The organism is Methylobacterium durans, from assembly GCF_003173715.1.
Classification (GTDB): domain Bacteria; phylum Pseudomonadota; class Alphaproteobacteria; order Rhizobiales; family Beijerinckiaceae; genus Methylobacterium; species Methylobacterium durans.
This window is the reverse complement of record NZ_CP029550.1, coordinates 1883452-1910442: the sequence shown is the minus strand read 5'-3', so window position 1 is coordinate 1910442 and position 26991 is coordinate 1883452. Positions and strand designations below refer to the sequence as shown.

19 protein-coding genes and 2 pseudogenes are annotated in these 26991 nt (G+C 66.6%); 11 read left to right on the top strand and 10 right to left on the bottom strand.

The window, feature by feature from the left end; translation table 11 throughout:
- The first annotated feature begins 27 nt into the window (after nt 1-27).
- The 3 genes from DK389_RS08845 to DK389_RS08835 all read left to right on the top strand — a co-directional run bounded on the left by DK389_RS08845 (nt 28) and on the right by DK389_RS08835 (nt 2805).
- Nucleotides 28-558, top strand: a complete 531-nt coding sequence (locus DK389_RS08845) for a 2'-5' RNA ligase family protein (RefSeq protein ID WP_109888920.1) — start codon at nt 28-30, stop codon at nt 556-558.
- 40 nt (nt 559-598) lie between these two features.
- On the top strand, nt 599-1357 hold the full coding sequence (locus DK389_RS08840) for a phosphatase PAP2 family protein (RefSeq protein ID WP_109888918.1): 759 nt from the start codon (nt 599-601) through the stop codon (nt 1355-1357).
- A 128-nt stretch (nt 1358-1485) separates the two neighbouring features.
- A complete protein-coding gene (locus tag DK389_RS08835; protein ID WP_109888916.1) occupies nt 1486-2805 on the top strand; it encodes a Gfo/Idh/MocA family protein in 1320 nt (439 codons plus the stop codon).
- A 74-nt stretch (nt 2806-2879) separates the two neighbouring features.
- On the opposite strand, the gene DK389_RS08830 is transcribed toward DK389_RS08835, so the two are convergent.
- Nucleotides 2880-3866 (bottom strand): GlxA family transcriptional regulator, encoded by a 987-nt coding sequence (locus DK389_RS08830; protein ID WP_109896177.1) that lies wholly within the window; start codon nt 3864-3866, stop codon nt 2880-2882.
- 57 nt (nt 3867-3923) lie between these two features.
- Between DK389_RS08830 and DK389_RS08825 the strand changes: the two genes are divergently transcribed.
- Nucleotides 3924-4643, top strand: coding sequence for a DJ-1/PfpI family protein (locus tag DK389_RS08825; protein ID WP_109888914.1), 720 nt, complete (start codon nt 3924-3926; stop codon nt 4641-4643).
- Nucleotides 4644-4663: 20 nt separating this feature from the next.
- On the opposite strand, the gene DK389_RS08820 is transcribed toward DK389_RS08825, so the two are convergent.
- From DK389_RS08820 to DK389_RS08810, 3 genes and pseudogenes are all read right to left on the bottom strand, one after another.
- Nucleotides 4664-6064, bottom strand: coding sequence for a sensor histidine kinase (locus DK389_RS08820; protein ID WP_162560581.1), 1401 nt, complete (start codon nt 6062-6064; stop codon nt 4664-4666).
- A gap of 93 nt (nt 6065-6157) precedes the next feature.
- The gene (locus DK389_RS08815; protein WP_162560986.1) at nt 6158-6571 is read right to left on the bottom strand and encodes a response regulator; all 414 of its coding nucleotides are present in this window, start codon (nt 6569-6571) and stop codon (nt 6158-6160) included.
- Between the two features lie 255 nt (nt 6572-6826).
- A pseudogene (locus tag DK389_RS08810) lies at nt 6827-8232 on the bottom strand (TAXI family TRAP transporter solute-binding subunit).
- A gap of 152 nt (nt 8233-8384) precedes the next feature.
- On the opposite strand from DK389_RS08810, the gene DK389_RS08805 reads away from it, so the two are divergent.
- From DK389_RS08805 to DK389_RS08790, 4 genes are all read left to right on the top strand, one after another.
- Complete coding sequence (locus tag DK389_RS08805; protein ID WP_236960751.1) at nt 8385-9035, top strand: RecX family transcriptional regulator; 651 nt, start codon at nt 8385-8387, stop codon at nt 9033-9035.
- Nucleotides 9032-9463: an OsmC family protein gene (locus tag DK389_RS08800; protein ID WP_109888909.1), complete on the top strand. Its 432-nt coding sequence runs from the start codon at nt 9032-9034 to the stop codon at nt 9461-9463. The genes DK389_RS08805 and DK389_RS08800 overlap by 4 nt, the downstream gene beginning before the upstream one ends.
- A gap of 209 nt (nt 9464-9672) precedes the next feature.
- Nucleotides 9673-10884, top strand: coding sequence for a putative DNA modification/repair radical SAM protein (locus DK389_RS08795; protein WP_109888907.1), 1212 nt, complete (start codon nt 9673-9675; stop codon nt 10882-10884).
- 97 nt (nt 10885-10981) lie between these two features.
- Nucleotides 10982-12430 (top strand): UdgX family uracil-DNA binding protein, encoded by a 1449-nt coding sequence (locus tag DK389_RS08790; protein WP_236960941.1) that lies wholly within the window; start codon nt 10982-10984, stop codon nt 12428-12430.
- A 201-nt stretch (nt 12431-12631) separates the two neighbouring features.
- Here the strand turns inward: DK389_RS08790 and DK389_RS35855 are convergent.
- Nucleotides 12632-14454, bottom strand: a pseudogene (locus tag DK389_RS35855) (monovalent cation:proton antiporter-2 (CPA2) family protein).
- A 375-nt stretch (nt 14455-14829) separates the two neighbouring features.
- Here DK389_RS35855 and DK389_RS08780 point away from each other — a divergent pair.
- Nucleotides 14830-15990, top strand: a complete 1161-nt coding sequence (locus DK389_RS08780; protein ID WP_109888903.1) for a YihY/virulence factor BrkB family protein — start codon at nt 14830-14832, stop codon at nt 15988-15990.
- 395 nt (nt 15991-16385) lie between these two features.
- On the opposite strand, the gene DK389_RS08775 is transcribed toward DK389_RS08780, so the two are convergent.
- The 3 genes from DK389_RS08775 to cas1 form a co-directional block, all read right to left on the bottom strand.
- Nucleotides 16386-21206: a beta strand repeat-containing protein gene (locus tag DK389_RS08775; RefSeq protein ID WP_109888901.1), complete on the bottom strand. Its 4821-nt coding sequence runs from the start codon at nt 21204-21206 to the stop codon at nt 16386-16388.
- 802 nt (nt 21207-22008) lie between these two features.
- Nucleotides 22009-22590 carry a helix-turn-helix transcriptional regulator gene (locus tag DK389_RS32235; protein ID WP_162560580.1) on the bottom strand — a complete coding sequence of 194 codons (582 nt, stop codon included), beginning with the start codon at nt 22588-22590 and terminating at the stop codon, nt 22009-22011.
- 270 nt (nt 22591-22860) lie between these two features.
- Complete coding sequence (cas1, locus tag DK389_RS08765) at nt 22861-23928, bottom strand: CRISPR-associated endonuclease Cas1 (RefSeq protein ID WP_162560579.1); 1068 nt, start codon at nt 23926-23928, stop codon at nt 22861-22863.
- 252 nt (nt 23929-24180) lie between these two features.
- Between cas1 and DK389_RS32230 the strand changes: the two genes are divergently transcribed.
- Together DK389_RS32230 and DK389_RS08760 are read left to right on the top strand one after the other, a co-directional pair.
- Nucleotides 24181-24783 (top strand): hypothetical protein, encoded by a 603-nt coding sequence (locus DK389_RS32230; RefSeq protein WP_162560578.1) that lies wholly within the window; start codon nt 24181-24183, stop codon nt 24781-24783.
- A 117-nt stretch (nt 24784-24900) separates the two neighbouring features.
- Nucleotides 24901-25458 (top strand): hypothetical protein, encoded by a 558-nt coding sequence (locus DK389_RS08760; RefSeq protein WP_162560577.1) that lies wholly within the window; start codon nt 24901-24903, stop codon nt 25456-25458.
- Nucleotides 25459-25474: 16 nt separating this feature from the next.
- Here DK389_RS08760 and DK389_RS08755 read toward each other — a convergent pair.
- Together DK389_RS08755 and DK389_RS08750 are read right to left on the bottom strand one after the other, a co-directional pair.
- Nucleotides 25475-26535, bottom strand: a protein-coding gene (locus tag DK389_RS08755) for an IS630 family transposase (protein WP_109887384.1) whose coding sequence is annotated in 2 segments (ribosomal slippage) — nt 25475-26049 and nt 26049-26535 — 1062 coding nt in all. Because the reading frame shifts where the segments join, the coding sequence is not laid out codon by codon here.
- Nucleotides 26536-26602: 67 nt separating this feature from the next.
- A complete protein-coding gene (locus DK389_RS08750; protein WP_109888893.1) occupies nt 26603-26980 on the bottom strand; it encodes a hypothetical protein in 378 nt (125 codons plus the stop codon).
- Nucleotides 26981-26991: the final 11 nt, after the last annotated feature.

Sequence of the window (26991 nt, the reverse complement as noted above, 5' to 3'; positions counted from 1 at the left end):
CCCGCCCGGCCGCGCCATTTCGGCCCGATGCACTGCTCCGGCGACACGACCGACCCGCTCATCCTCACGCTCGCCCTCGACGCGGACACCTTCGCGCGGTTCGACGGCCTGCGGCGGCGCCATTTCCCGGAGCGCCTCAACCACATCCCGGCCCACGTCACCCTGTTCCACCACCTGCCGGGCCCCGAGGAGCGCGGCGTGACCGAGGCGGTCGCGGCGCTCGTTCGGACGGTGGCGGCCCCCGAGGTGGCGGTGACGGGCCTGCGCTTCCTCGGCCGCGGCGTCGCCTTCAGCCTGGAATCGGAGGCGCTCACGGGCCTTCGGGCGCGCCTCGCCAAGGCGTTCGAGGGGCACCTCACCGCCCAGGATCGGCAGGGCTGGCGGCCGCACGTCACCGTCCAGAACAAGGTGGAGCCGGAGGCCGCCCGCGCGCTCCACGCGGAGCTCGAACAGGGCTTCCGCCCGTTCCGCTTCACCGCCCCCGGCCTCATCCTGTGGCGCTACCTGGGCGGCCCCTGGGCCGAGCGGGCCCGGTTCGATTTCGGAGTGTACACGTGAGCGTCCCCGCACCCGTCCACGCATCCGGGAGGGCTGCCCCATGAAGGCGCTCCACGCCGCCCGCGGGAACCCGCTCTTCGGCAGGGCCATGGGGGTGTGGCTGCGCCTGCGCCTCAACGAGGTCGGGCCGCTCGCCGCGCTCCTCACGCTGAGCCTCCTCGGCTTCGGCTTCTTCGCGCTCGCCGACGCGGTGGGCGAGGGCTCGACCGCGGCCCTCGACCGCAAGATCCTGCTGGCGCTGCGCAACCCGGCCGACCTCGCCGACCCGATCGGCCCGCGCTGGCTCGAGGAGACCATGCGCGACATCACGGGTCTCGGCAGCGTCTTCACCATCGTGTTCGTGACGGTGGCGGTGACCGCCTATCTCGCCCTCGCGGGCAAGCGGCGCATCGCCGTCTTCGTGGTCGCGGCGGTGGGCGGGGGCGAGATCGTCTCGACGGTCCTGAAGCTGTTCTACCACCGGCCGCGGCCGGACCTCGTGCCGCACGGGATGGAGGTGTTCACGGCGAGCTTCCCGAGCGGGCACGCCATGATGTCGGCCATCGCCTACCTGACGCTCGCCACGCTCCTCGCCCGCGTCGATCCGCACCGGCGGGTCAAGGCGCTGGTCCTCACCCTCGGCATCGTCATGACCCTCTGCGTCGGCGTCAGCCGGGTCTATCTTGGCGTCCACTGGCCGAGCGACGTGCTGGCCGGCTGGTGCGTCGGCGCCGCCTGGGCGGCCCTGTGCTGGTTCGTCGCACTCCAGCTCCAGCGTCGCGGCGAGGTCGAGGCACCGGACCCGCCCCCGCCCGCCTGAGCCGCGGAACACTCCCTCCGAGGCTGGCGTTCGCACCGGTACGGGGCCCCGCACGCGGGGCTCGCGCCGCCGATCCCGCGGGATCGACCCGGCCCCCGCGATCCCATCCTCGGCGAGAGACAGGCTCCATGGCGGACGACGACATCCATCTGTCCCGGCGCAACCTCCTGCGGGCGGGCGGCGCCACGCTGACGGGCGCGGCGCTGGCCATGGCCGGCCCCGTCTCGGCGGCGCAGAACCCGCCGGGCGGCCCCGCCGTGCCGGCCGACACGGGGGCGGTCCAGGGCGGCCGCATCGTCTTCCCGAACTGGCGCGGCGCGGGCGACCGTACGCCCCCGCCGCCGCCCGCGCCAATGCCGCTCGAGAAGCGCGTCGGCTTCTGCCTCGTCGGCCTCGGCCGGCTGAGCCTGGAGGAGCTGCTGCCGGCCTTCGCCGAGAGCAAGAAGGCGCGGGTCGTCGCGCTGATGTCGGGCTCGCCCGACAAGGCGAAGCTCGTCGCGCAGCAATACGGGATTCCCGCGGACGCGGTCTACGGCTACGGCGAGTGGGACAGGCTGAAGGGGAACGCGGCCGTGCAGGCGGTCTACATCGTGACGCCGAACGCGGTTCACCGCGACCAGGTGGTCGCGGCGGCCGGCGCCGGCAAGCACGTGCTCTGCGAGAAGCCGATGGCGAATTCGGCGGCCGAGGCCCGCGACATGATCGCCGCCTGCGAGCGGGCGAACGTGAGGCTGATGATCGCCTATCGCTGCCAGTACGAGCCCTACAACCGAGAGGTGGCGCGCCTCGCGCGCTCCGGCGCGTTCGGCAAGCCGCGCCTGATCCAGGCGTTCAACGGCCAGACCACCGGCCTGCCCGAGCAATGGCGCCTCAAGAAGGCACTCGCGGGCGGCGGCGCGCTGCCCGACATCGGCATCTACTGCCTCAACACCACTCGGGCCCTCCTCGGCGAGGAGCCCGTCTCCGTGCAGGCGCAGGTCTTCTCGCCGCCGGAGGATTCCAAATTCGCCGAGGTCGAGGAGACGGTCAGCTTCACGCTCCAATTCCCCTCGGGCGTCATCGCCCAGTGCCTGACGAGCTACGGCGTGCACGAGGCGCGCAAGCTCTCCGTGCACACGCCCGCGGCCGACATCGAGCTGCAGAACGCCTTCGCCTACGAGGGCCAGCGCCTCGTCATCTCTCACAAGGACGGCAAGCAGCAATCCCGCGACAACCGGGTCCTGGCGCAGAAGAACCAGTTCGCCCTGGAAATCGACCATTTCGCCTGCTGCGTGATCGAGAACCGCCGCCCGCGCACGCCCGGCGAGGAGGGCCTGCAGGACCATGTCCTGATGGAGGCGATCTACGAAGCCGCCCGCACCGGCGCTCCGGTCAAGGTCGGCCCGCCCCCGGGCGCGGGCGGCGGGCTCGACGTGACCCGCGGGCCGGAGCTCGACGAGGCGGGGTAGATTGCGGTCCGTTGCCTTTTCGGCAGGGATGACAGGCAGTCCGCTCTCGCCGCCGAGCGCGAGTCGGGTGAGGCTCAGGCGCCCCCGGAGAACCGCGCGCGGTAATCCTGCGGGCTGACCGCGAGCTGGCGCAGGAAGCCGCGCCGCAGGGTCTCCTCCGAGCCGAAGCCACAGCGCGCCGCGACCTGCTTGACCGGCAAGCTCGTGTCCGTGAGGAGCCGGCGGGCCGCCTCGATGCGCAGCTCCTCGACGGCCTCGGCCGGCGTGCGCCCGGTGGCCGCGCGGTAGCGGCGGGCGAAACTCCGCAGGCTCATCCCGGCCCGCGCGGCGAGTCGCGGCACCGAGAGGTCGGCGGCGAGGTTTTCGGCCATGAAGGCGTGGAGGGGGCCGAAGCGGTCGTCCGCTCCCTGGAGATCGAGGGCTGCCGAGAACTGGGCCTGCCCGCCCGGCCGCTTCAGGAAGACGACGAGGTGGCGCGCGACCGCCAGCGCCGCGGTGCGGCCGAGATCGGCCTCGACCAGGGCGAGGGCGAGGTCGATCCCCGCCGTCACGCCCGCCGAGGTCCAGACGGAGCCGTCGCGCACGAAGATCGGGTCCGCCTCCACACGCACCGCCGGGTAGCGCGCTGCGAGCCGCTGGCAGCAGCCCCAATGCGTCACGGCCCGGCGTCCATCGAGCAGGCCGGCCTCCGCCAGCAGGAAGGCGCCGGTGCAGACGGAGACGACCCGCTCGGCCGAGGCGGCCCGCCGCACCACCCAGTCCCGCAGCGAGGCCCGCTCCGCGGCGGCGAAGATGCCGGTCCCGCCCGGGATCAGCAGAGTGCCGAGCGGCGCCCCCGGCTCCGGCAGGGGGTCGGTCGCGAGGCTGATTCCGGCCGAGGCCGCGACCGGCCCGCCGCCCTCGGAGACGATCCGCGTCGCGTAGGCGTCCGTCCCGGTCAGGTCGTTGGCGCTGGCAAAGACCTGCAGCGGTCCCGCCGCGTCCAGAACCTGCAGGTCCGGGAAGGCGAGGACCTCGACGCTGCGCCGGCGCTTTGGCTGAAACCGAGGGGTGATTGGCATCTCGGCCGTAGCATCGCCCGCTAAGCTCGCAACGTCCATCCCGCGAGGCGCAAGCTCATGACCGACACCGTTCCCGCCCGAAGCCCGGAGGACCGCCCTCCCGTGGAGATCGGCTTCCTTCTCTTCCCGGGCGTGCAGCAGCTCGACCTGACCGGCCCCTACGAGGTGTTCGCGACGCTGCCCGGCACCCGGGTCCACCTCGTCGCGAGCCGGCCCGGCCCGGTCCGGAGCGTGACCGGCCTTCCGCTGACGCCGACCGCCACCTTCGCCGACTGCCCGCCTCTCGACGTGATCTGCGTGCCCGGCGGGCTCGGCATGCTGGCGCACCTCGACGACGCCGAAGCCCTCGCCTTCGTCCGGCGGCAGGCGGAGGGGGCTCGTTTCGTCACGTCGGTCTGCACGGGCGCGCTGGTGCTCGGCGCCGCCGGCCTCCTCCGCGGGCGTCGGGCCACGACCCACTGGGCGCTTCACGACGCCCTGGCGGCCTTCGGGGCCATTCCGGTGGCCGAGCGGGTGGTGCGGGACGGCAATGTCGTCACCGGCGGCGGCATCACGGCCGGGATCGACTTCGCGCTGGCCTTGGCGGTCGAGCTCACCGACCCCGTCGACGCCGAGGCGGTGGGCCTCCTCCTCGAATACGCCCCGTCCCCGCCCTTCGCCTCGGGCCGGCCGGAGACGGCCTCTGCCGCGGTCCTCGCCCGCTGCGCGGCGTGGATGGCGGAGGACCGGGCGGGGGCGGAGGCGCGCATCGCCGCGGCCGCGAGACGGGTGGCCTGAGCGCGGCGCCCGCGCTCTCCTCAGCTCGCCCGCAGGGCCTCCAGCGGCGCGTCGAGGGTGAGCGTCACGCCTGTCGGCGGGTAGGCGAGGCGCACCTGCGCCCCGAGCCCGTCCGCGAGGCTGCGCTCGATCAGGCGGGAGCCGAAGCCGCGCCGGCTCGGGGCCCGCACGGGCGGGCCGCCGACCTCCTCCCAGCGGAAGCTGAGCCGCGGCTCCGCCCCGTTCGCCAGCTGCTCCCACCCCACCGCGACGTGCCCCTCCGGCGTCGAGAGGGCGCCGTACTTCGCCGCGTTGGTGCCGAGTTCGTGCAGGACGAGGGCGACCGAGAGGGCGGATTTCGGACCGAGCATCACGTCTGGCCCCGAGAGCCGGAACCGCGCGGCGTCGCCGTGGCCGTGGAGGCGGGCCGTGCCCTCGACGAGCGTGCGCAGGCTCGCCTCGCTCCAGCTGCCCTGGAGCAGGAGGTCGTGGGCCTGGGCAAGCGCCAGGAGGCGCGCCGTCACCACCTCGCGGGCCTCGGCCAGGGTCGCTTCCCCGCGCAGGGTCTGCAGGCAGATCGCCTGGACCAGCGTGAGCGTGTTCTTCACCCGGTGGGCGAGTTCCAGCATCAGCAGGCGCTGGCGCTCCTCGGCGAGCTTGCGGTCGGTGATGTCGACGGAGGCGCCCGCGAAGCGGACCGGCCGCCCGGTCCCGTCCCGCACGAGGCGCCCGCGGGCCAGGATCCAGCGCACGCCGCCCTCCGGCTGGAGGATGCGGTACTCGCACGAGAACTCGTCGGCGCCGGCGAAGGTGCGGTCGAGGGCCGCCTGGAAGGCCGGCACGTCGTCCGGGTGGAAGTTCTTGACGTAGGCGGCGAGCGGCGCGCCGCTTGCGGCCGCCTCGGGATCGACCGTGTAGATGCGGGCGAAGTTCGCGTCGGCGTAGACGAGGTCGGCGACGAGGTCCCAGTCCCAGGTGCCGATCATGCCGGCGGCGCCGAGCGCGAGGTTGAGGCGCTCCTGGCTCGCGGCGAGGCGCTGCTCGGCCTCCGCCTTCTCCCGGCGCAGCCGCTCCTGCGCGAGCGCGGCCTCGATCGCCTCGCCGAGGAGCTCGCGGAAATGGCCGGCGACGTCCTTCAGGACGTAGTCGGCGGCGCCGGCCTTGAGGGCCGCGACGGCGATCCGCAGATCGTCCGAGCCGGTGACGTAGATCACGGGCGGCGGCGCCGGCAGGGCGCGGATGCGCGCGAGGATGTCGAGGCCGGTCTCGCCGGGCAGGTGATGGTCGAGGGCGACGGCGTCGATACCGCCCTCCGCGATGCGGGCGAGCCCGGCGCTGCCGTCGCCCGCGTGCTCCACGGCGCAGTCGCGCGCCCGCAGCGCCCGCGCCACGAGGCGGACGAGCCCGGCATCGTCGTCGATGTAGAGGATACGCAGGGCCACCGCGGGCTTCAGTCTCCATCGGCAAGCCGGACGGCCGGGCACGCGCGATGCCGATTCCTCGCACGCCATTGAAGCCGCAAAAGGGCAGCCGGATCAGGGGGTCTCGGGCACCTGCATCACCGAGAAGAACAGGCCGAGCTGGCGGATCGCGTTGGCGAATCCCTCGTAGTTCACGGGCTTCGTCACGTAGACGTTGCAGCCGAGATCGTAGCAGCGCTGGATCTCCCGCTGGTCGTCGGTGGTGGTGAGCACCACCACGGGCGAGCGGCGCAGGTGCTCGTTGCCCTTCACCTTGGCCAGGATGTCGATGCCCGTCATGTCCGGAAGGTTGAGATCGAGCAGGATGAGCAGCGAGCGCCCGGCCTGGACCCGGCCCGAGCCGTCCGGCCCGAGCAGGTAGGCCAGCGCCGCGGTGCCGTCGCGGAAGGCCGTGATCTCGTTGTTGACGCCGGCGCGGCGGATGTTGCGCTCGATCAGGCGGGCATGCCCCTCGTCGTCCTCGATCATCACGATGTGGACGGGGTTCACGCCGCGCTCCCTCGATTCCGGGTCGGGCAAGTCTTGGGCGGGCAAGTCGGGGTCGGGCAAGTCTTGGTCATGCATGGGACTTCCGCGATCCGGGCCGGCCTCCTGTATCAGGATCGGGAAGCGGCGCAAATGCGGCCCGACCTACGGCACGGGCACGACCCTCACCCGGTCGGCTTGCGCCGACTCGACCTCTCCCGGACGGGAGAGGTGGGGCGCATCCGAACCGGGGCGGTCCTACTCCGCCGCCGGCAGGTTGAGGGAGAGGAGCCGCGCCGTGCGGGCCCGCGCGCCGGAGCGCGTCTCGGCCTCGGCCGCGCCGAGCTGGCGGCGGGCGTCGCCGATCGCGGCATGGACCGCATCGACGGCGAGGATGAGGGCGCTCACCGTCCGGTTGTCGATCGTGCGCTCGCGGGCGTAGCGGACCACGTCGGCCACGAGCTCGTCCGTCTCGATCGCGATGGCGTCGAGCTCGGGCGCGCTCGTCGCGGCCCGCACCTCCCGCAGGATGTCGAGGAGCCGGTCGAGCACCACGTCGATCCGCTCGCGGCGCTTGCGGGCCAGCCGCTGGCCGAGCCACGCGATGCCGGAGCCGATCGTGCCGCCGAAGAAGGCGAACAGGTAGATGTAATCCTCGTAGCGGTCGAGGAAGGTCTGCTGCTCGCGCTCGAAATAATCGACCGCGCCGGGGTGGTTCGGCAGCCGGGCCGAGGTCGCCGCGACGGTCGTGTCGAAGTCGGGCGCCTTCATCAGCTTGGCGATCGGCGCCGAGGCCGCGAGCTTGGAGCGCCACTCGAACAGGTGCTGGGTGGCGGAGGCCACGGCGACGCGGCTGACCGCGCCGCGCGCCATCAGCCGGTAGGAGGCGCCCACCGTCTTCACCTCCTCGTCCGGGCGCTTCGGCCGGCCGCCGAAGGTGCCGGCGGGAATCGTGACCGCCTGCAATTCGGGGAAGCGCGTCAGGATCGCCTCGCCGTCCGGCACCGAGACGAGGTCGATCTTGCGGTCGGGCGCTCCGAGCTCGACCGCGCGCACCGTCTGGCCCGCGACCTTCGAGGCCGGGTTGGCGATGACGGCCACCGCATCGACCCGCTTCTCGGCGATGGCCGCGGTGACCTCGGAGGGCTTCAGCTGCACGAGGGCGACCCGGCCGGGGTTCAGCTCGGGCTCGGCATTCTCGACGCTCGCGGTGGCGAGGTCGTAGAAGGCGAGCAGGTTCGTCAGGAAGGGCAGGTCGGCGTTGTGGCGCACCACGATGCCGAGGCGCTTGCGGGCGAGATCGGGGAAGCTGTCGATCTCGCTGGCCTCGGGGGCGGCGATGACGAGGGCCTCGTCGTGCAGGATCGCCAGCGTCAGCCCGTTCTCCGGCATGTGGACGTCGGGCCGCACCACGGCGAGGTCGGCCTTGCCCGCCTGGAGCGCGGCGGCGCTGTCGCGCACGTCGTCGTAGGGGACGATCTTGAGGCGCACGTCCTCGCGGCCGCGGGCCAGCGCGTTGGCGTAGGCCTCCATCAGGGCGGCCTCGGCGCCGTCGCGGGGCCGACCGCGACGCTGAGGGTGGTGGGGCGCGACAGGTAGACGACGGCCGCCGCGGTGGCGGCGAGCCCGAGGGCGAGCAGGACGAGGAGCCACTCGCGTCTCACGAGGAGCGCGGGCAGCGCGGCCCGCTTCCCTCTGCGTTTCGTGCTTTCCATGACCCAGTCATGAATCGTAATCCTGTCCGAAAGGTGAAGAACCGGTGACTCCGCCAAACGTTGCGCCGCCTCAAAATCGTGATGCAAGGCCCGCGCCGCCGGTGACGGCGGCCTGGCTCGAGCGGGCGGCCCTCCATTATCTCGAGCGCTACAGCGCCTCGACCGAGATGCTGCGCCGGACCCTGCGGCGGCGCGTCGAGAAGCGTACCCGCGCCCGCGGCGAGGCGGCCGAGACCTTCGCGCCGATGGTCGAGGAGACCGTGGCGCGCGCCGCCCGCGCCGGCCTCGTGGACGATGCCCGCTTCACCGCCGCCCGCCTCGCGACGCTCCGCCGCCGCGGCGCCTCGGCGCGGGGCGCGGCCGCCAAGCTCGCCGCCAAGGGCGTCCCCCGCGACACGATCGCGGCGGCGATGGAGGCCGAGCGCGAGGCCGCCTCCGAGGGCGAGCCGGAGGGGGTGGAGGAGGAGGCCGCGCGCGCCTACGCCAAGCGCCGCCGCCTCGGGCCCTTCCGGCGGCCGGACGCCCGGGCGGCCCATCGCGACCGGGACCTCGCCGCGCTCGCCCGGGCGGGCTTTCCCTACGACCTCGCCCGCCGGATCGTCGATGCGGAGGAGGAGCCGGGGAGGACGCCGCCTGAGAACGGTCGCGGGCGCTGGATTTCGGCCAAGGCCGCTCCACCTCGGGATGGCAGCCGGGCCATCTTCGTCCCGCGCATCCCGCGCGGCGCCCGCCACGACAGGACATCCCGATGATCAACCGCAAGGCGCACGCCGTCTGGCAGGGCAACGGCAAGGAGGGGAAGGGCCGCATCACGACCGGGTCGGGCGTGCTCTCGGACCAGCCCTACGGCTTCAACACCCGCTTCGAGGACAAGCCCGGCACCAACCCCGAGGAGCTGATCGCGGCCGCGCATGCGGGCTGCTTCACGATGGCGCTCGCCTTCCAGCTCCAGGAAGCGGGCCTCGCCGCCACCGAGATGACGACGGAATCGGTCGTGACGCTGGAGAAGGACGGCGCCGGGTTCAAGGTGACGAAGTCGGCCCTCACGCTGACCGCCACGATCCCCGGCATCGACCAGGCGAAATTCGACGAACTCGCCCACGCCGCCGAGACCGGCTGCCCGATCTCGAAGGTGCTGAACGCCGAGATCACCCTCAAGGCCACGCTGAATCAGGGCTGAGCCGCCCGACCTCTCCCGTCCGGGAGAGGTCGAGTCGGTGTCAGCCGACCGGGTGAGGGGTGCGACCTGTCCGGAGGGACCTGTATCCCTCACCCCAACCCTTCCCGAACGGGAGAGGGGGCCGCCTGTGGCGGGGTGCGGCGCCACGGCGCGGGACGGCGCCGCCCCGCTCCTTGAACAAACCGCGAACGAACGGCATCTTGTCCCGCATGGACGAGACGCTTGCCAAGAAGCTGCGCATCCTGGCCGATGCCGCGAAGTACGATGCCTCCTGCGCCTCGTCCGGAGCGCCCAAGCGGGCGGCGGGCAAGGACGGGCTCGGGTCCACGACGGGCGCCGGCATCTGCCACGCCTACACGCCGGACGGGCGCTGCATCTCGCTCCTGAAGATCCTGCTGACCAATTACTGCCTGTTCGACTGCGCCTATTGCGTGAACCGCCGCTCCTCGAACGTGCGCCGGGCGAAGTTCTCCGTCGACGAGGTCGTGACGCTCACGGTCGAGTTCTACAAGCGCAACTATATCGAGGGCTTGTTCCTCTCGTCCGGCATCATCAAGTCGCCGGACCACACGATGGAACTCCTGACCCGCGTCGCGAAGAAGCTCCGCCGCGAGCACGGCTTCCGCGGCTACATCCACCTGAAGTCGATTCCCGAGGCGAGCCCGTGGCTGATCGAGGAGGCGGGCCTCTACGCCGACCGTCTCTCGATCAACCTCGAACTGCCGACCGAGGCGAGCCTGGAGCGCCTCGCGCCCGAGAAGGACGGCGCCTCGATCCAGGGCGCGATGGAGCAGATCGGCAGCCGCATCACCGAGGCCAAGGCCGAGCGCCGCCGCTTCTCGCCGGCCGGCCAGTCGACGCAGGTGATCGTGGGCGCGGATTCGACCTCCGACGAGGCGCTGATCCGCAAGAGCGCCCATCTCTACGGCACGTTCGGCCTGAAGCGCGTCTACTACTCGGCCTTCAGCCCGATTCCCGACGGCTCGACCATCCTGCCCCTGAAGGCGCCCCCGCTCCAGCGCGAGCACCGGCTCTACCAAGCGGACTGGCTGATCCGGTACTACGAATTCAGCCCCGACGACGTGGCCGAGGCGACCGAGGGCGGGATGTTTCCCCTCGACGTCGATCCGAAGCTCGCCTGGGCGCTGAAGAACCGGCACCATTTCCCCGTCGACGTGAACCGGGCCGACCGGGAGATGTTGCTGCGGGTGCCCGGCCTCGGGGCACGGGCGGTGGACAAGATCGTCAAGGCGCGCCGCCACACGAGCCTGCGCCTCGACGACGTCGCCCGTCTCACCTCGGGCCTAAAGCGCGCCCGCCCCTTCCTGATCGCGGCCGATTACCGCCCGACCGCGCTGACCGACCGCCTCGACCTGCGCGCGCGCCTCGTGGAGCCCGCCGCGCAGCTGAGCCTGTTCTGAGATGGCCGGGCCGGAACCGCGACGGACCCCCTCTCCCGTCCGGGGGAGGGCCGGGGTGAGGGACATCGGTGCATCCGGAGCGCTCGCCCCCCTCACCCTGCCCCTCCCGGAACGAGAGGGGACCCGCGCCGTCTCGTTGCGCCCCGGCGCCGATCTCGACGGGTTCCGGGCGGCCGTGCGCGGGCTCGTCGCCGAGGGCGTGCCGCCGGAGCGCGTCGTCTGGTCCTCGGCCGAGGAGCCGGCGGGCCTGTTCGGGGCAGCGCCGCCGGCGTCCTCGGAGGCGCCGGTGGCGCTGCCGCGGGCCGCGGCCGCCCTCGTGCCGATGGTGGTGCCCCACCGGGACCCCGAGCGCTACGCCCTGCTCTACGCCCTGATCTGGCGCCTCCGAGCAGGCGAGCGCGACCTCCTCGAGGTGGCGAGCGACCCGCTCGTCCACCGGCTCAATCTGATGCGGAAGGCGATCGCCCGCGACCTGCACAAGATGCACGCCTTCCTGCGCTTCCGGCGGGTGCCGGAGGCGGGAACCGAGCGCTTCGTCGCCTGGTTCGAGCCGGAGCACCATATCCTGGAGGCCGCCGCGCCCTTCTTCGTGGACCGGTTCCGGTCGCTCGCCTGGACGATCCTCACGCCGGAGGGCTCGGCGCACTGGGACGGGGACACGCTGCGGTTCGGCCCGCCCGGCCGGCGCGAGGACGTGCCGCCGGGCGACGGGTTCGAGGCGGGCTGGCGGGACTATTACGAGAGCACGTTCAACCCGGCGCGCACCAACCTGCGCGCCATGCGGGCGGAGATGCCGAAGAAGTATTGGCACAACATGCCCGAGACCGCCGCGATCCCCGCGCTGATCCGTCAGGCCTCGTCCCGCACCACCGCGATGATCGAGAGGGAGCCGCAGATGCCCACGAAGCGCCAGCCCGCCCGCGCGCTCGCCGCGATGGCGGACCAGGATCCCGCCTCCCTGGAGGAACTCAACGGCATCATCCGGCGCTCGGAGCCGCTGGTGCCGGGCGCGACCCAGGCCGTCCTGGGGGAGGGGCCGGTCGGCGCGGCGATCGCCTTCGTCGGAGAGCAGCCGGGCGACCAGGAGGACCGGCAGGGTCGGCCCTTCGTCGGGCCCGCGGGCCAGCTCCTGTCCCGGGCGATGGCGGAGGCGGGGATCGACCGGTCGGCCGCCTACCTCACGAATGCGGTCAAGCACTTCAAGTTCGAGGAGCGCGGCAAGCGCCGCATTCACCAGAAGCCGACGGCGGGCGAGGTCAGCCACTATCGCTGGTGGCTCGACCGGGAGCTCGACTTCGTCGCCCCGAAGCTCGTCGTGGCGCTGGGCGCGACCGCGGTTCTGGCGCTGACCGGAAAGGCGATCCCGATCACCCGGGCGCGCGGCCCCTTCCGCTTCGAGCGCCTCGACAACCGCTTCCAGGGCTTCATCACGGTCCACCCCTCCTACCTGCTGCGCCTGCCGGACGAGGCGAAGGCAGAGGCCTACGCGGCGTTCCTCGACGACCTGCGCCGGGTCGAGGCGCTGGGGCGGGAGCTCGCGGGGTGAGGACGAACCCAGGATGCTGATCGTCGGGGCGCTTCCCCACCTCTCCCGTCCGGGAGAGGTCGAGTCCGCGGGAGGACGCGGATCGGGTGAGGGGTGCGACCTCTCCGGAAACCTCGCATCCCTCACCCCAACCCTCTCCCGCACGGGAGAGGGGGCGCGGCGGCCTCGCGATGGCAGGGCCGGGTCGATCTCAGGGTGCCCTCACGCCTCCGCCGCGTCGGCCTCCTTGTGCGGGCGCAGTTCCGGGGCCACCGGCCCGGCCTCGATCTCGGCGTCAGGCTCGGCCCGGCTCTGCTGGCGGCTCGAATCCACGAAGAGGCGGGCCTCGCCTTCCTTCACGCCGAGGCTGCGCAGGGCGTAGAGCGTCATGCCGAGGGCGAGCTCCCGCTCGCCCATCAGGACGAGGCCGACCTTCTGCTCCTCCAGGCGGCGGCGCTCGGCATCGCTGTGGGTGCGGATGAGCGTGTCGATCCGCGGATTGGCGCCGCGCGCGATCTCCACGAGCCGGGCGGTGTTGTGCGAATCCGGCGTCGCGAGCACGAGAAGGTGGGCGCTGCCGATGTCGGCGGCTTCCAGGATGCCGGGCGCGGTGGCGTCGCCGAAGATCGCGTCGAGGCCCTGCTCGCGCAATTCGAGCACCCGGCGCCGGTCGCGGTCCACCACCACGTAGGGCAGGTCCCAGGCCTGGAGCGCCTTGCCGATGCTGCTGCCGACGCGCCCGTAGCCGATCACCACCGCGTGGCCGCGCCGCGGCGCCGTCTCGAGCGCCATGGCGACCTCGCCCGCGCCCTTGCGCTCGAAGCGGGCGGCGAGCTCCGGCCGGTCCGCGAGCGCCCGCTCGATCCGCGCGACGAGCCCGAAGAAGAGCGGGTTCAGGGTGATCGACAGGAGCGCGCCGCCCAGGATGAGGTCGCGGCCCTCCGTCGGCAGGAGCTTGAGCGACAGGCCGAGGCTGACGAGGATGAAGGAGAACTCGCCGATCTGCGCGAGGCTTGCCGCGATGGTCAGCGCCGTGCCGACCGGGTGGCGGAAGGCCAGCACGATCGCCACCGCCGCGAGAGACTTCCCGAGCAGGATGATGCCGAGCACGGCCAGCACCGAGAGCGGCTCGCGGATCAGGATGGCGGGGTCGAACAGCATCCCGACCGAGACGAAGAACAGGACCGCGAAGGCGTCCTGCAGGGGCAGGGAATCGGCCGCGGCCTGGTGGCTGAGGTCGGATTCGGCGAGCACCATCCCGGCGAAGAAGGCGCCGAGCGCGAAGGAGACGCCGAACAGCTCCGCCGAGCCGAAGGCGATGCCGAGGGCCAGCGCCAGCACCGCGAGGGTGAAGAGCTCCCGGGAGCCGGTGCGCGCCGCCTGGTCGAGGAGCCAGGGCACGAAGCGGCGCCCGCCGATCAGCATCAGGCTCGCGAAGACCGCGACCTTGGCGAGCGTCAGCCCCAGCGTGAGCCAGAGGTTGCCGCCCCCGCCGTGATGGCCGCCGCCCTCGCTGCCCCCGAGCGAGGGAGCGAGCGCCGGCAGCAGCACGAGGGCCAGCACCATCGCCAGATCCTCGACGATGAGCCAGCCCACGGCGATCCGGCCCTTGTCGCTGTCGAGGAGGGCGCGCTCCTCCAAGGCCCGCAAGAGCACGACGGTGCTCGCCACCGACAGGGCGAGGCCGAAGACGAGGCCGGCCCGAGGCTCCAGCCCCATGCGAGGGCGAGGCCGCCGCCCATCGCGGTGGCGACCGCGATCTGCACCACGGCGCCCGGCAGCGCGATGGCGCGCACCGCCATCAGGTCCTTGATCGAGAAGTGCAGGCCGACGCCGAACATCAGCAGGATCACGCCGATCTCGGCGAGCTGGCCCGCGAGTTCGCTGTTGCCGACGAAGCCCGGCGTGTAGGGGCCGACGAGGACGCCCGCCAGCAGGTAGCCGACGAGCGGCGGCAGCTTGAGGCGCTGTGCCACCATCCCGCAGACGAAGGCCAGCACGAGGCCCAAGGCGATGATGGCGATCAGCTCGGTCGCGTGCGGCACGGGTGTCCGGTCTCCTGTGGCGATCGTCGGGCGCAGGGCCCGGGACGCGACGGCTTTGCGGGGATAGCGCTTCGTAGCCGAGCTTGGCGTCGAAATCCGTGCCGCAGGGCACCCGATGTGCCGAACCGCACGGAAAAATCGACGCGGTGCGACGTCGCCCATCCCGAGAATCGGTCTTCCCCAGGACAACGCTCCGGAGCGGTCTCGTTTCGCCCGCCGCGCGAACGAGTTTCGCGGCGCCTTCGGGATGGGGTGCAGATCTCGCTGCCCAGCGGCCCAGATCTCACCGCGAAGACCGAACACGTTTGCGTGAAACCGCCCCGCAGGAATCTCGTTGTTGCGCTGGATCACGCGTCAGATCGAGGACGGCAGACGATGGTTACGCGACACGACGCGGCGGCGGGCGCCGACAACCTTGAGCGTCGGAACTCGACGGTGTGGACGGTGGCGCTCGCAACCGCGCTCCTCGGCCTCGTCGCTCTGCCGCGGCGCCGATCCGGACCCGTGCGGACGGAATCCGGCCGTTCGGCGGACGGGCCGCGCGAAACGTCCGATTCCCACGAGGGCCGGGACGCGCACCGCGTCGCCGCGACCGAGAAGAGCCGGGGGCGGCACGCCACCACGCCCTCCGAGATCCCGGCCAGCGGCTGGAAGGACATCGCCTTCCGAGTCTTCCACGACGTCAGCGAGAACCGCCTCGTCTCGGTCGCGGCAGGCGTCACCTTCTACGTCCTCCTGGCGATCTTCCCGGCGGTCGCCGCCCTCGTTTCCTGCTACGGGCTGGTGGCGGATGTCTCCACCATCAACCAGCACCTCGCGAGCCTGCAGGGCGTGATGCCCCAGGGCGCGATCGACATCATCGGCGAGCAGGTGAAGCGCATCGCCGAGAAGGGCGACACGACGCTCGGCCTCACCTTCTTCACCGGCCTGCTGCTCTCGATCTGGAGCGCCAACGGCGGCATGAAGGCGGTCTTCGACGCGCTCAACATCGTCTACGAGGAGCGGGAGACGCGCAGCTTCCTCTGGCTGAACCTGCGCTCGCTCACGTTCACGGCGGGCGCGCTCCTGTTCATCGTCCTGGCGCTCGTCGGCATCGTGGTGCTGCCGGTGGTCTTCAACACGATCGGGCTCTCGGCGGATGCGTGGTACATCGCGCTCCTGCGCTGGCCGGTCCTGCTCGTGGCCGTCCTCCTCGGCCTCGCGCTCCTCTACCGCTACGGCCCGAGCCGGGACGCGCCGCGCTGGCGCTGGGTGACCTGGGGCAGCGCCGTCGCCGCCGTGCTCTGGCTCGCCGCCTCGCTCGGCTTCTCGTGGTACGTGTCGAATTTCGGCAAGTACAACGAGACCTACGGGTCGCTGGGTGCCGCGATCGGCTTCATGACCTGGATCTGGATCTCGACGATCATCGTGCTGGTGGGGGCCGAGATCAACGCCGAGATGGAGCACCAGACCGCGAAGGACACCACGGTCGGCAAGCCGCAGCCGCTGGGCACCCGGCGGGCGCGCATGGCCGATACGGTGGGGGCCGCGACCTGAGGCAGCCACGATCCGCGGGCGGGCCCCGCGCTCCGCATGTTCCTGTCGGCGCGCGACGGCCCCTCTCCCGTTCGGGAGGGGGTATAGAGAAGCGAGCGGCACTAGACCATTTTCGACTGCAGTTTCAACGAGAGGGTGTGAACCTGTCATTCGCGAAGAGGGTTACAAGAGCGACAGATGCGATCACCGGGAGGATCAGATTTCGCCGGAAGAGTTAATGGAACTAATGCAGAGGCATATCAAAATATTTTGCCACTATGATTTCTTTTATATTTTGGATGTTATGACATGGGCGGGGCTAGGCTTAATGCTTGGTGCCCCGCCCTCCTCCTATCATAAGAACAGAATGTCGTCGTGCCCAACACCTTTGAGCAAATCGAGACTCGTGACGCCAACTATGCGAATTGTTTCAGCTTGATCCGCGCCACCGTGTTGCGCGTCCGGTATGATCTTGTAAGTATCCGTGCTTCCCACTCTGGTGAGCGTTCCGTTGCCGAATCCCTCGAACTGTAGGTGATCGCCAATAACTTTTCCGGCTCCTTGGAAATCGAGAACTTTGTCACCATTCGCCTCGCCCTTCCGGAATACGAATGTGTCGTTTCCACCGAGACCGGTGAGAGTATCAAGTCCGCCCCCCCATTGAGGATGTTTGCTGCAAAATTACCTACAATGATGTTCGCGAGAACATTACCCGTGCCATTGATCGCGGCCGATCCTGTGAGGGTGAGATTCTCGACGTTATCTGCAAGCTGATAGCTCGCGCTAGCCAACACGTTATCGGCTCCCTGACCCATTTGCTCGAAAATAAAATCTTCGCTGCTGTCGACTATATAGACGTCGTTGCCTAAGCCGCCGTACATTTTGTCGGCGCCTGCCTTGCCGTCGAGCACATCACTCCCTGAACTGCCAGTGATGGTATTAGCCAGCGCATTGCCCGAACCAGAAAACCCGCCACCGCCAGTGAATACAAGGTTCTCGACATTGGCACTAAGTGTGTAGACGGCGAGTGTCGTCTTGACCGTATCGTTTCCGGCGTTGACGGCCTCTGTTACTACGTCACCGATGTTATCCACGATATAGGTATCATTACCTTGGCCGCCAGCCATTTTGTCGGCACCGGCTTTTCCATCCAATATGTCATCGCCTGATGTGCCGACTAAGTTGTCTGCCTTCGGCGTGCCATCGATAGTTTTTCCTACCAATGTGTTGATTGCTACATCCACCTGACCGGCGGTGCCCTGATTGCCTGCAAGATCGTTGTAGGTGCCGGCCGCTATTGCAATACTGCCAAGTCCAGAGTAATTCGTCGCGGGCGTGAACAGGGTAGTGAAAGTATCCCCGTCAATGGGTGTAAATGCAGAAATTTGGCCATGATTTAGAATGATGTCGCCGCTCCCGAATCCAATTACAGTTTCGCTAAACTGGAAAGTTACAAGCGAGGTCTCTCCGACCGTAAGCTGAGAATCGGCCGCGGAAATGGTAACTGTGGGCGCTATATTATCAACCGGAATTGTGCCGTTGGTGACGGCTTGGTTGCTGAACGAGGCGGCGTCGTTGCCGGCCGCATCCTGCACGGCATTGGCATCGTCGCCTGAGCTTGGGTCGGCGTACGCGACCGTGACGGTCTGGCCGTGGCCGACGGCCGAGGCGAGAGTCAGCGTGACCGTCTTGGCGGCTGCGTCGGCGCTGACGCTGCTGACAGGGATGGCACTACCACCAGCCGTGACCGTGAAGGCGCCGCCGGCCGGCAGGTGTGTGGCGTCGAGCGCCTCATCGTAGGTCAACACCAAGCTGGTGCCGTTCACGCTGGCCGATTGCAGCACGGGCCGGTGCGCGTCGACGGCGTCGTTGGCTTGGCTGATCGGCGCGGTGAAGGCAGTGCTCTCGTTGCCGGCCGTGTCCTTCAGGACCAAGCTGACCGGCAGATCGGCACCGGCAGCCACGTCGGTGGCACCTTCGGTGACCGTGAACTGAGCCGTGTAGCTGGTGTCGCTGACTTTCTGCAGGTTTGTCAGGGCGAAGCCTGCCACGGTACCGGAAACCAGGCTGTAGGTGTCAGCGTCCGCCGCCACCGTAATGGCGAGGGTGCCGATGCTGCCGATCTTGAGCGGACTGTCGGGCAGCGCCACGCTGCTGATCACCGGCGCCGTGGTGTCGGCTGTGCCGTTGGTGACGGCTTGGTTGCTGAACGAGGCGGCGTCGTTGCCGGCCGCATCCTGCACGGCATTGGCATCGTCGCCTGAGCTTGGGTCGGCGTACGCGACCGTGACGGTCTGGCCGTGGCCGACGGCCGAGGCGAGAGTCAGCGTGACCGTCTTGGCGGCTGCGTCGGCGCTGACGCTGCTGACAGGGATGGCACTACCACCAGCCGTGACCGTGAAGGCGCCGCCGGCCGGCAGGTGTGTGGCGTCGAGCGCCTCATCGTAGGTCAACACCAAGCTGGTGCCGTTCACGCTGGCCGATTGCAGCACGGGCCGGTGCGCGTCGACGGCGTCGTTGGCTTGGCTGATCGGCGCGGTGAAGGCAGTGCTCTCGTTGCCGGCCGTGTCCTTCAGGACCAAGCTGACCGGCAGATCGGCACCGGCAGCCACGTCGGTGGCACCTTCGGTGACCGTGAACTGAGCCGTGTAGCTGGTGTCGCTGACTTTCTGCAGGTTTGTCAGGGCGAAGCCTGCCACGGTACCGGAAACCAGGCTGTAGGTGTCAGCGTCCGCCGCCACCGTAATGGCGAGGGTGCCGATGCTGCCGATCTTGAGCGGACTGTCGGGCAGCGCCACGCTGCTGATCACCGGCGCCGTGGTGTCGGCTGTGCCGTTGGTGACGGCTTGGTTGCTGAACGAGGCGGCGTCGTTGCCGGCCGCATCCTGCACGGCATTGGCATCGTCGCCTGAGCTTGGGTCGGCGTACGCGACCGTGACGGTCTGGCCGTGGCCGACGGCCGAGGCGAGAGTCAGCGTGACCGTCTTGGCGGCTGCGTCGGCGCTGACGCTGCTGACAGGGATGGCACTACCACCAGCCGTGACCGTGAAGGCGCCGCCGGCCGGCAGGTGTGTGGCGTCGAGCGCCTCATCGTAGGTCAACACCAAGCTGGTGCCGTTCACGCTGGCCGATTGCAGCACGGGCCGGTGCGCGTCGACGGCGTCGTTGGCTTGGCTGATCGGCGCGGTGAAGGCAGTGCTCTCGTTGCCGGCCGTGTCCTTCAGGACCAAGCTGACCGGCAGATCGGCACCGGCAGCCACGTCGGTGGCACCTTCGGTGACCGTGAACTGAGCCGTGTAGCTGGTGTCGCTGACTTTCTGCAGGTTTGTCAGGGCGAAGCCTGCCACGGTACCGGAAACCAGGCTGTAGGTGTCAGCGTCCGCCGCCACCGTAATGGCGAGGGTGCCGATGCTGCCGATCTTGAGCGGACTGTCGGGCAGCGCCACGCTGCTGATCACCGGCGCCGTGGTGTCGGCTGTGCCGTTGGTGACGGCTTGGTTGCTGAACGAGGCGGCGTCGTTGCCGGCCGCATCCTGCACGGCATTGGCATCGTCGCCTGAGCTTGGGTCGGCGTACGCGACCGTGACGGTCTGGCCGTGGCCGACGGCCGAGGCGAGAGTCAGCGTGACCGTCTTGGCGGCTGCGTCGGCGCTGACGCTGCTGACAGGGATGGCACTACCACCAGCCGTGACCGTGAAGGCGCCGCCGGCCGGCAGGTGTGTGGCGTCGAGCGCCTCATCGTAGGTCAACACCAAGCTGGTGCCGTTCACAACCGAGTACAGAAGTGAGGGGTGAACGGAATCGATCTTCACGCCAGTGTTGATGCCGCTAGCAGAAGAAATCGTGGCAGTATCCAGGCTCAGAGACGGTGTAGAAGAGTTATATATTACCGATATTTTTCCCTCGTTAGCGCCGACAGTTGTCATATCTGTACGGCCGTCTTTATTGAAATCTGCAAATAAAATATCGCTTGGATTAGTCGTACCGGTGCTGAAGCTATTTGTAGTTCTTGAAAATGTCCCTTGGCCATTGTTAATAAAAATCGCAACGTTGTTGCTGGTACCATTGCTCAATGTTGCAGCAATGTCTGCAAATCCATCGCCGTTTACGTCCGCACTTGCGGCGGATATTACGGGAGCACCAGCACTATAGCTAGTTGCCGGCTGCGCAAACGTGCCACCTCCGCTGTTGAGCAAAATTGAAAAGCTATTACCCAACGAATTAGAGATGATCAGGTCAGGGCGATTATCTCCGTTTATGTCAGCAACGGCAATCGAATTTGGGATAGACCCAGTGCTATACCCAGATGCTTGAGCAAAGGTTCCGTTAGATGCGCCAAGAAGAACAGATATATTATTTCCGGTAAAATTTCCCGTTATGACATCACTCCGTCCATCCCCATTAACGTCGGCGACCGCGAGTGAGGTTGGACGTCCGCCCGCATCGTAGCTCGTCGGAGGTTGGACGAATGTTCCATTACCTGAATTCAATAAAACCGCTATTTTACCCGAAGTGTTAATTGCACCAACGATGTCTGTGCGGCCGTCATTATTAACGTCGATCGTCGCTACTGCCGATGGACTGCCGCCTACAGAGTACAGTGTCGGAGCAGAAAACGCGTTATTACCAGAATTGGTTATTACGGCAATGGCACCATCGCCATTCGATGTTATGATATCCAGTTTTCCATCTAAATTAACGTCTGCAGTTGTTACATCCGAGATGCCTACACCAAAAGGATTATTGCTGACGTTATACGATAGCGGCGTCTGAGAAAATGCACCATTCGCTGAGCCCAATAAAACAAATACATTCCGCGCTGTGCCACTGCCATTTGCGGCTATCAAATCTAACCATCCATCGCCGTTGATATCTGCAGCGGTTTCTGAACGTGGCGACCCGCCTACATTGTAGGAATTTGCGGGCTGCAAGAATTCTATGGTCGGTGTAGTCCCGATACTCGCCCTATTCGCAAGGAACCCGACAATTTGCAAGCTTTCTACATCTTCTCCACTAGCTACGGTGTAGGTGAAATTCAAAGAGCCGTCTTGCGCCTGGCCAGTATAGGCAGCGGTTGCGTTGTTGTTCAGGAGCAGAGTCGGAGTGCCAAACCCAGACGTTGAAACCTGTACTCGCGCACTTGTGTGCAGGCTGATTGTCAAGGATTCTCCGTCTTTAAGTGCCGTGCCTGGCGCCAGAGAAGTTGTCACTGCACTAAATGAAACAGTGTCACTCATTTGAAGCCTCCAATCCCGAAACTTTTTTGAGATTTATCGAACTATTAACGTCCGTTACTGCGCAAAAACCTACTCGCTGAACCTATAGTCTCAAATATATACTTAGATAGTCCGTCGGATATCTCTGTAGACTCGATACAAGACTTGCAATACACCTGCTCGCCGCGGCGCTGAAGTCGCACCCCAAATGCATCGTGCCAGTTATGCAGTTTTAGCCGATCGGCCGAAATCTGCAGGGGTGATTTCAGCCAATATATATCGCCGGGTCGATATTTGGTATTTCAGCTCAATGCGCCGAGGAAAGGTCTACGTTCTCAAATGCGTAACACCGGGTTCGGGCGGGGCCCATTACCTAAATGAAGTAAGAATCTAGAATTTTGTACTCGGCTCGCTTTCGTACGCATGCCGCGGCTACAGGCGGAGGCTCATTGTGTTGAGCGTGCGTTCTGAGGATTGCGAGTGGTCAGCTCTCTCTGTGGAGCATACTTCATCTGGGGGTTGCCCCTCCTAAGCAGAGGTATAAAGCTTGCACCGGCGCCATCTTACGTAGGCTATGCGCATTGTTGTGCGGAGCGACCTATGGATCCCTGCTGTGAGTGGCATCCCATCCACACGGCCCCGTGCGACGGGACCGCCGTACTCGTGTTCCATCCTGCGTGGGACATGATGAAAGTGGGAATTTGCTTTGATAAAAGCTGTGCTTGGCAGCAGCCGTGTGGCGATCAGTTGCAAACACCCAAGTATTGGACCGTGCTTCCGTCGCTTCCAATAGAGGAGCAATGTGATGCAACTTAAGGTCAGCTCAGGGCAGGATAGCCAGCCGCACGAGAAGCGCAACAAGTTCCGATTGGCGATGTGTGTTGGTCTTCGCGAACACAGTGTTAAGTTGTTTACGGATCGTATTGACGCTAACCTGGGCCGCTTCAGCGACTTCGTCCGGACTTCTGCCGCACGCAATCTCGACAGCTAGGCGTGCTTCTGACGGAGTGAGTTGAAAGACCTGTCTCAAAACTTCAGGTGATGGGCGTGGATTAATGTCTAGATCAACAAGTACTATCAATCGGTGTAGCTCTTCTGCCACGTTTGAATGGATGCGCATGGCACGGACGATGAGAGGGCGGCTTCCATCTTTGTCCGACCGCCCAATCGCGATCCATCCGTTTTCACTTAACCCGCCATCGGCGCCGTGATGCTGCTGCAGCAATTGGGTAAGAGCATAGCAATATGCACCCAGATCTGTGGTATCTGCCTCGGGTGACCTATACCGAGCTAGGATTTTTTCTGCGGTATTGTTCAAGCGCAGCACTTGTTCAGCTCGATTCAGCAGAAGGCCGCCGTAACCCATACTATCGAGAGCGTCGAGTAGGGGTTTGCCAAGCGGCACAGTTGCCTCCAGCTTAAATCGCTGTAGATTATGGCTCGCTTCCTTCCACCGTAGTCAAGACCGATTCTAATAAGTGATGCGTTTGCGCACCAGCGTACAAACTCGATACAAGCTATTTGAGAGAATGGATTTTTTGTGCTGGTAGTCGGAAGCGCCAAACCGCTCGGCTAATGGTGCTGTTGCACACTGGAAAGCAAAAACTAGCTGTAAATCGGCGACACGCATCCATGGGCAGCGGGGATGCGCACATTGCTCTTGGTGCAACTCTAGTCAATTAAGTGCTGCGCTCTGCCCAACGGCCTGCAGGACGCTCCGTGCAAGTTGTGGATTGAGGCGGCAACAACCATTTGGTTTAATTGCAAAGTCGGCTGGGTGAAGCTCGTTCGCAAGAGCAAAACTGATGATTGCGCGATCTACCAGCGGCCGAATCGGCTCGACCAGATCCAGCGCAAAGGCCGGTCCGTCTCGGTACTCGTGGTGCATGATGCCAAACGTCGGATCGTAGCCATCAGCCAGTGCCGTGAGCTTCACCTGCCCGATAGCCACGGCGTACCCATAGTTCAGCATGGCGTTGATCGGATGCGTCGCGTGCCGGTTCTTCGCCAGCTTGCTCTGCCGCTGCGACGAGCGCGAACCCAGCGTCAGCCATGTGTCGGGAAAAGGGCGCCGTTTGCACGTCTTCCATTGCAGCGGCACGCCCTGCCACGCGCCGAAGTACGCGGCAGCTGCCACACCCTCCATGCCGCGAAGCTTTGCCACAGTAGTCACAACATTGCCGGTCAGTGTGGCTGACACGCGTGCCAACGTATCAATTGCAGCGTCGCGCGCCTCTGATGCGGGGATCACAGCCTGCAGCGCTTGCTGGCAGTTCTCGACCTTCTCGCGAATCAGCGCCGTCGCAAATGCAACGCGTGCGCATTCATCGTCGCGCGTGGCACGCTGCCACGCCACCTTCTCTCGATCCGCGCTGTAGCCGCTGCCACCTGCCACGGTAACCACATCGCCGGTCCAACTGATTCGCAGCAGAGGCACGTCCTGGTCAGCAAGCCAATCGAGGACGTCGAAGGTCAGGTGCCCGCTGCCATCGAGCACGATGATGCGTACCGGACGGGTGAGATCGCCTCGGAAATAGCGAAACGTCTCCTGCTCCTGCGGGTAGTGCGTGAAGCCGTTCTTGATTGCGAGGCTGCCGTTCTCGACACGCAGCGATATGCCGTGCCCGCATAGAATGAGTGTGTCCGTGGAACGCTCGCGGCGTTTGGGTGTGACCGGTGATGGTGTTTTCTCAAGCCAAAACGAGCTCCGTTGTTGCCAGTCGACAGCCTTGATTGAAGACATTTGACTGCGATCCCTGCGAACCATTCATTAGGACGGATTCTGAATCGTGGCCGCAGAAGGTGCAATGCCATTCGGAGACGGAGGTGTTCATGAGCAATGACGGACGCACCGCAGATGGTCACGCCATCCCAGCTCATCAGCGCAATGAGCATCGGCGGCCCCGTATCAGTTCAGCCATCACTGCGCATACGGATTCTTGGCCGTTCGCAATAGAACTGATTGCGAATGGTCCCTCAGCAGCGCTCGACTTGCATGAGCTATGACGAACTGTGGCGAAACGGTCACCCCCTCAGTTGGGCATGGTTCCATCTCGGCGACGAGGAGTTGAAAGAGCAATACCGCGATGCCGGGCAGAAGCCCGCGCAAACAGAATGGCTGACCTCAATGATGAGGAATGATCTTCAATATGCACTGCAGAGAGGTGAATTTGTTGCAATCGGTGTACGAATGCCTTTTACAATCGATACTCGGCCATCCCTGTTACCTTTTACTATATTCGATCATTTCGAGCAGATTGACTGGGAAGCGTCGACTGTCCGCAATCATGGCATGGAGTTCGCTTCTGTACGGATATCAGCGCTACTAGACCTGCAAGAGGATGCTGCACCTCCAATCAGCAGTCCCGTCAAGTCGAAGTCAGGACGGCCTTCTGTGCAACCGCTCCTCCGCGAAATAGTGCGAGAATTGGCCAGCGATCCGCATTTTGGCAGCTTGCTGGCGAAAGAGCGTATCGCGCAAGTCGGAGAGAAGGCCCGAAAGCAAGCCCCAAATCAGTTTCGATCTGAGAGGCAACCAGCGAGACAGACCATCATCGAAGCTCTACGAGCTGAGGGCTTCTGGGCCTCCAAGAGCTAGGTCTAAAAAAGTCTAAAAATTCGCTAAGTCCATAAAGACATTATTGTTCTGGCGTTGCATCGTTTTTCGCCGTCTCCTCAGCTCCTGCCAGCGGTGCTCACTGGTGTGGAGTAGGCAATGGCACGAGATTACAAGGCCGAGTATCGCCGCCGGATCGCTCGCGGCACCTCTGCAGGGCTCAGTCGGTCACAAGCACGCGGCCACGCCAGATCCGGTGAATCGTCGATAAAGCAAGTGTCGGCGCGGGACACAGCGCGCCTGCGCAAAGGGGTAAGGAGCTTCCTCAAGCACGGTAGTATTACCGGTGCCGCCAAGGGCGCTGGCGTATCGGCGGAGCGCCTTCGTCGCGAGCTGTACGAGCAGCGCATTGCTCAGCGCGAGGGACGACGCGTCAGCCGGCTGGTCCGAGAGATAAGTATCATCTCGCGCGGTCGAGAACGCACCATCAAGGTCGGCTTTGAGGCTGCCTCCCTGATCGGCACGTACCTCAATGCTGTCGCTGAGCTCCTCAATACCAACGACATAGCACCGCTTGCGCCGTTCGTCGGCGTGTCTGTCGCCGATCTCAGCGGCAAACAGTACCCCTTCGAGACAGATCCACACGTCCTCTACGAACTGAGCCTGACCAGGACGGGCACGTTCGAGCAGGTCTACCGCCTCACCACCATCATCTAATACCAATCGGTGGTGATCATAACTGATAGGCCCAGTCACGCAGGCCGATGGACATGATCTTCCAAGGCTGGTCGATGAACCGGTTCCAGACCTGACAGCACTGCTCGACAATGTCCTCGTAGGACGAGAAGACGCGGTCGCCGAGCCAGTTGTCGCGCAGGAACTGCCAGACATTCTCGACCGGGTTGAGTTCCGGGGCGCAGGCTGGCAGCGGCAGCAGGGTGATGTTGGCGGGCACGACGAGGTCGTGGGCGACGTGCCAGCCCGCCCCATCGAGGATCAGCACGGCGTGGGCGCCTTCCTCGACGCTGCAGCTGATCTCCCTGAGGTGCTCGTTCATCGCCGCGGTATCGCATCTCGGCATGATGAGGCCGGCACCCTTGCCCTTCTCGGGACAGATCGCTCCGAAGATGTAGGCGTGGGCCGTGCGTTGGTCCTTGGGCGCCGAGGGCCGGCTGCCGCGGCGCGCCCAGCGGCGGGGCAGCGTGTTCTTCTGGCCGACCCGAGCCTCGTCTGACCACCACACCTCGATGGCCGCGCCAGCCGGCAGCCGGGCTCGGATCGCCCTCACCTCGGCTGGCAAGTTTTTTTGAAGGCTGCCAGTGCGGCCGGGTCCTGCTCATGATGGCGCGGGCGTGCCGACAGCTTGCGGAAGCCGAGTTGTTTCACCGTGCGGCCCACCGTGCTCTCGTCCAGGCTCACGCCGAAGCTGGCGTAGATCCAGGCGGCGAGATCCTTCAGCCGCCAGCGCACCACGCCGTGTCGATCCGGGTCCGGCCCGCTCTCGACGATCTGCGCCAGCGCTTGACGCTGCGCATCGCTCAACTTGGCTGGGTTGCCCGGGGCCTTGCGGTTGATCAGCCCGGCCGGGCCAGCTGCGTTGAAGGCGAGCACCCAATCGCGCACCGTCTGCAACCCTACCACCCCGATCCGAGCCGCATCCGTGCGGCTGCCGCCCTCGTAGATCTCGGCCAGCGCCAGCAGCCGGCGGCTCTGGCCCGCGTCTCGGCTGGCCTTGGCCAGACGTCGAAGATCGTCGGCGTTGAAATCCTCACGCAGAGCAACCGCAGCGGACATGGCAAACCCTCCCGGTTTGCCTCATCGAACCAGATCCGCCGCCGATACGAAACCTCGTGAGTCGCTATCACCGTCGACCGGTATAAAAGGAGCCGTCATCATGCGGACGGACGAACTCGCGCGCGAGCGCCGTAAGCAACGACGCTTGGAACGCTTTGGCACGTCCACGCCACGCTGTGCCGTATGTGGCAACGACGATGTGCGGTGCTTGGAGGCTCACCATGTGGCAGGGAGGCAGCACGATCCGCTCACGGTCGTGCTTTGCGCGAATCACCATCGCATCGTGACGGACGAGCAGAAGGATCACCCGCCTCCGCGTCTTGGCGGTGACGAGCTTCTCGAGAGCGTCGGCCGCTTCCTCCTGGGCCTTGCCGACTTGTTGCGCCTGATCGTCGAGCGTCTGGCCACATTCGGAGAAACTCTGATCGAGCGGGCGCGCACCCATGCTGCTCCTGC

Coding starts and splice junctions, on each gene's coding strand:
- DK389_RS08845 (WP_109888920.1), top strand. CDS start 28: ATGCACTGCTCCGGCGACACGACCGACCCGCTCATCCTCACGCTCGCC.
- DK389_RS08840 (WP_109888918.1), top strand. CDS start 599: ATGAAGGCGCTCCACGCCGCCCGCGGGAACCCGCTCTTCGGCAGGGCC.
- DK389_RS08835 (WP_109888916.1), top strand. CDS start 1,486: ATGGCGGACGACGACATCCATCTGTCCCGGCGCAACCTCCTGCGGGCG.
- DK389_RS08830 (WP_109896177.1), bottom strand. CDS start 3,866: ATGCCAATCACCCCTCGGTTTCAGCCAAAGCGCCGGCGCAGCGTCGAG.
- DK389_RS08825 (WP_109888914.1), top strand. CDS start 3,924: ATGACCGACACCGTTCCCGCCCGAAGCCCGGAGGACCGCCCTCCCGTG.
- DK389_RS08815 (WP_162560986.1), bottom strand. CDS start 6,571: ATGATCGAGGACGACGAGGGGCATGCCCGCCTGATCGAGCGCAACATC.
- DK389_RS08800 (WP_109888909.1), top strand. CDS start 9,032: ATGATCAACCGCAAGGCGCACGCCGTCTGGCAGGGCAACGGCAAGGAG.
- DK389_RS08795 (WP_109888907.1), top strand. CDS start 9,673: ATGGACGAGACGCTTGCCAAGAAGCTGCGCATCCTGGCCGATGCCGCG.
- DK389_RS08780 (WP_109888903.1), top strand. CDS start 14,830: ATGGTTACGCGACACGACGCGGCGGCGGGCGCCGACAACCTTGAGCGT.
- DK389_RS08775 (WP_109888901.1), bottom strand. CDS start 21,206: ATGAGTGACACTGTTTCATTTAGTGCAGTGACAACTTCTCTGGCGCCA.
- cas1 (WP_162560579.1), bottom strand. CDS start 23,928: ATGTCTTCAATCAAGGCTGTCGACTGGCAACAACGGAGCTCGTTTTGG.
- DK389_RS32230 (WP_162560578.1), top strand. CDS start 24,181: ATGAGCTATGACGAACTGTGGCGAAACGGTCACCCCCTCAGTTGGGCA.
- DK389_RS08760 (WP_162560577.1), top strand. CDS start 24,901: ATGGCACGAGATTACAAGGCCGAGTATCGCCGCCGGATCGCTCGCGGC.
- DK389_RS08750 (WP_109888893.1), bottom strand. CDS start 26,980: ATGGGTGCGCGCCCGCTCGATCAGAGTTTCTCCGAATGTGGCCAGACG.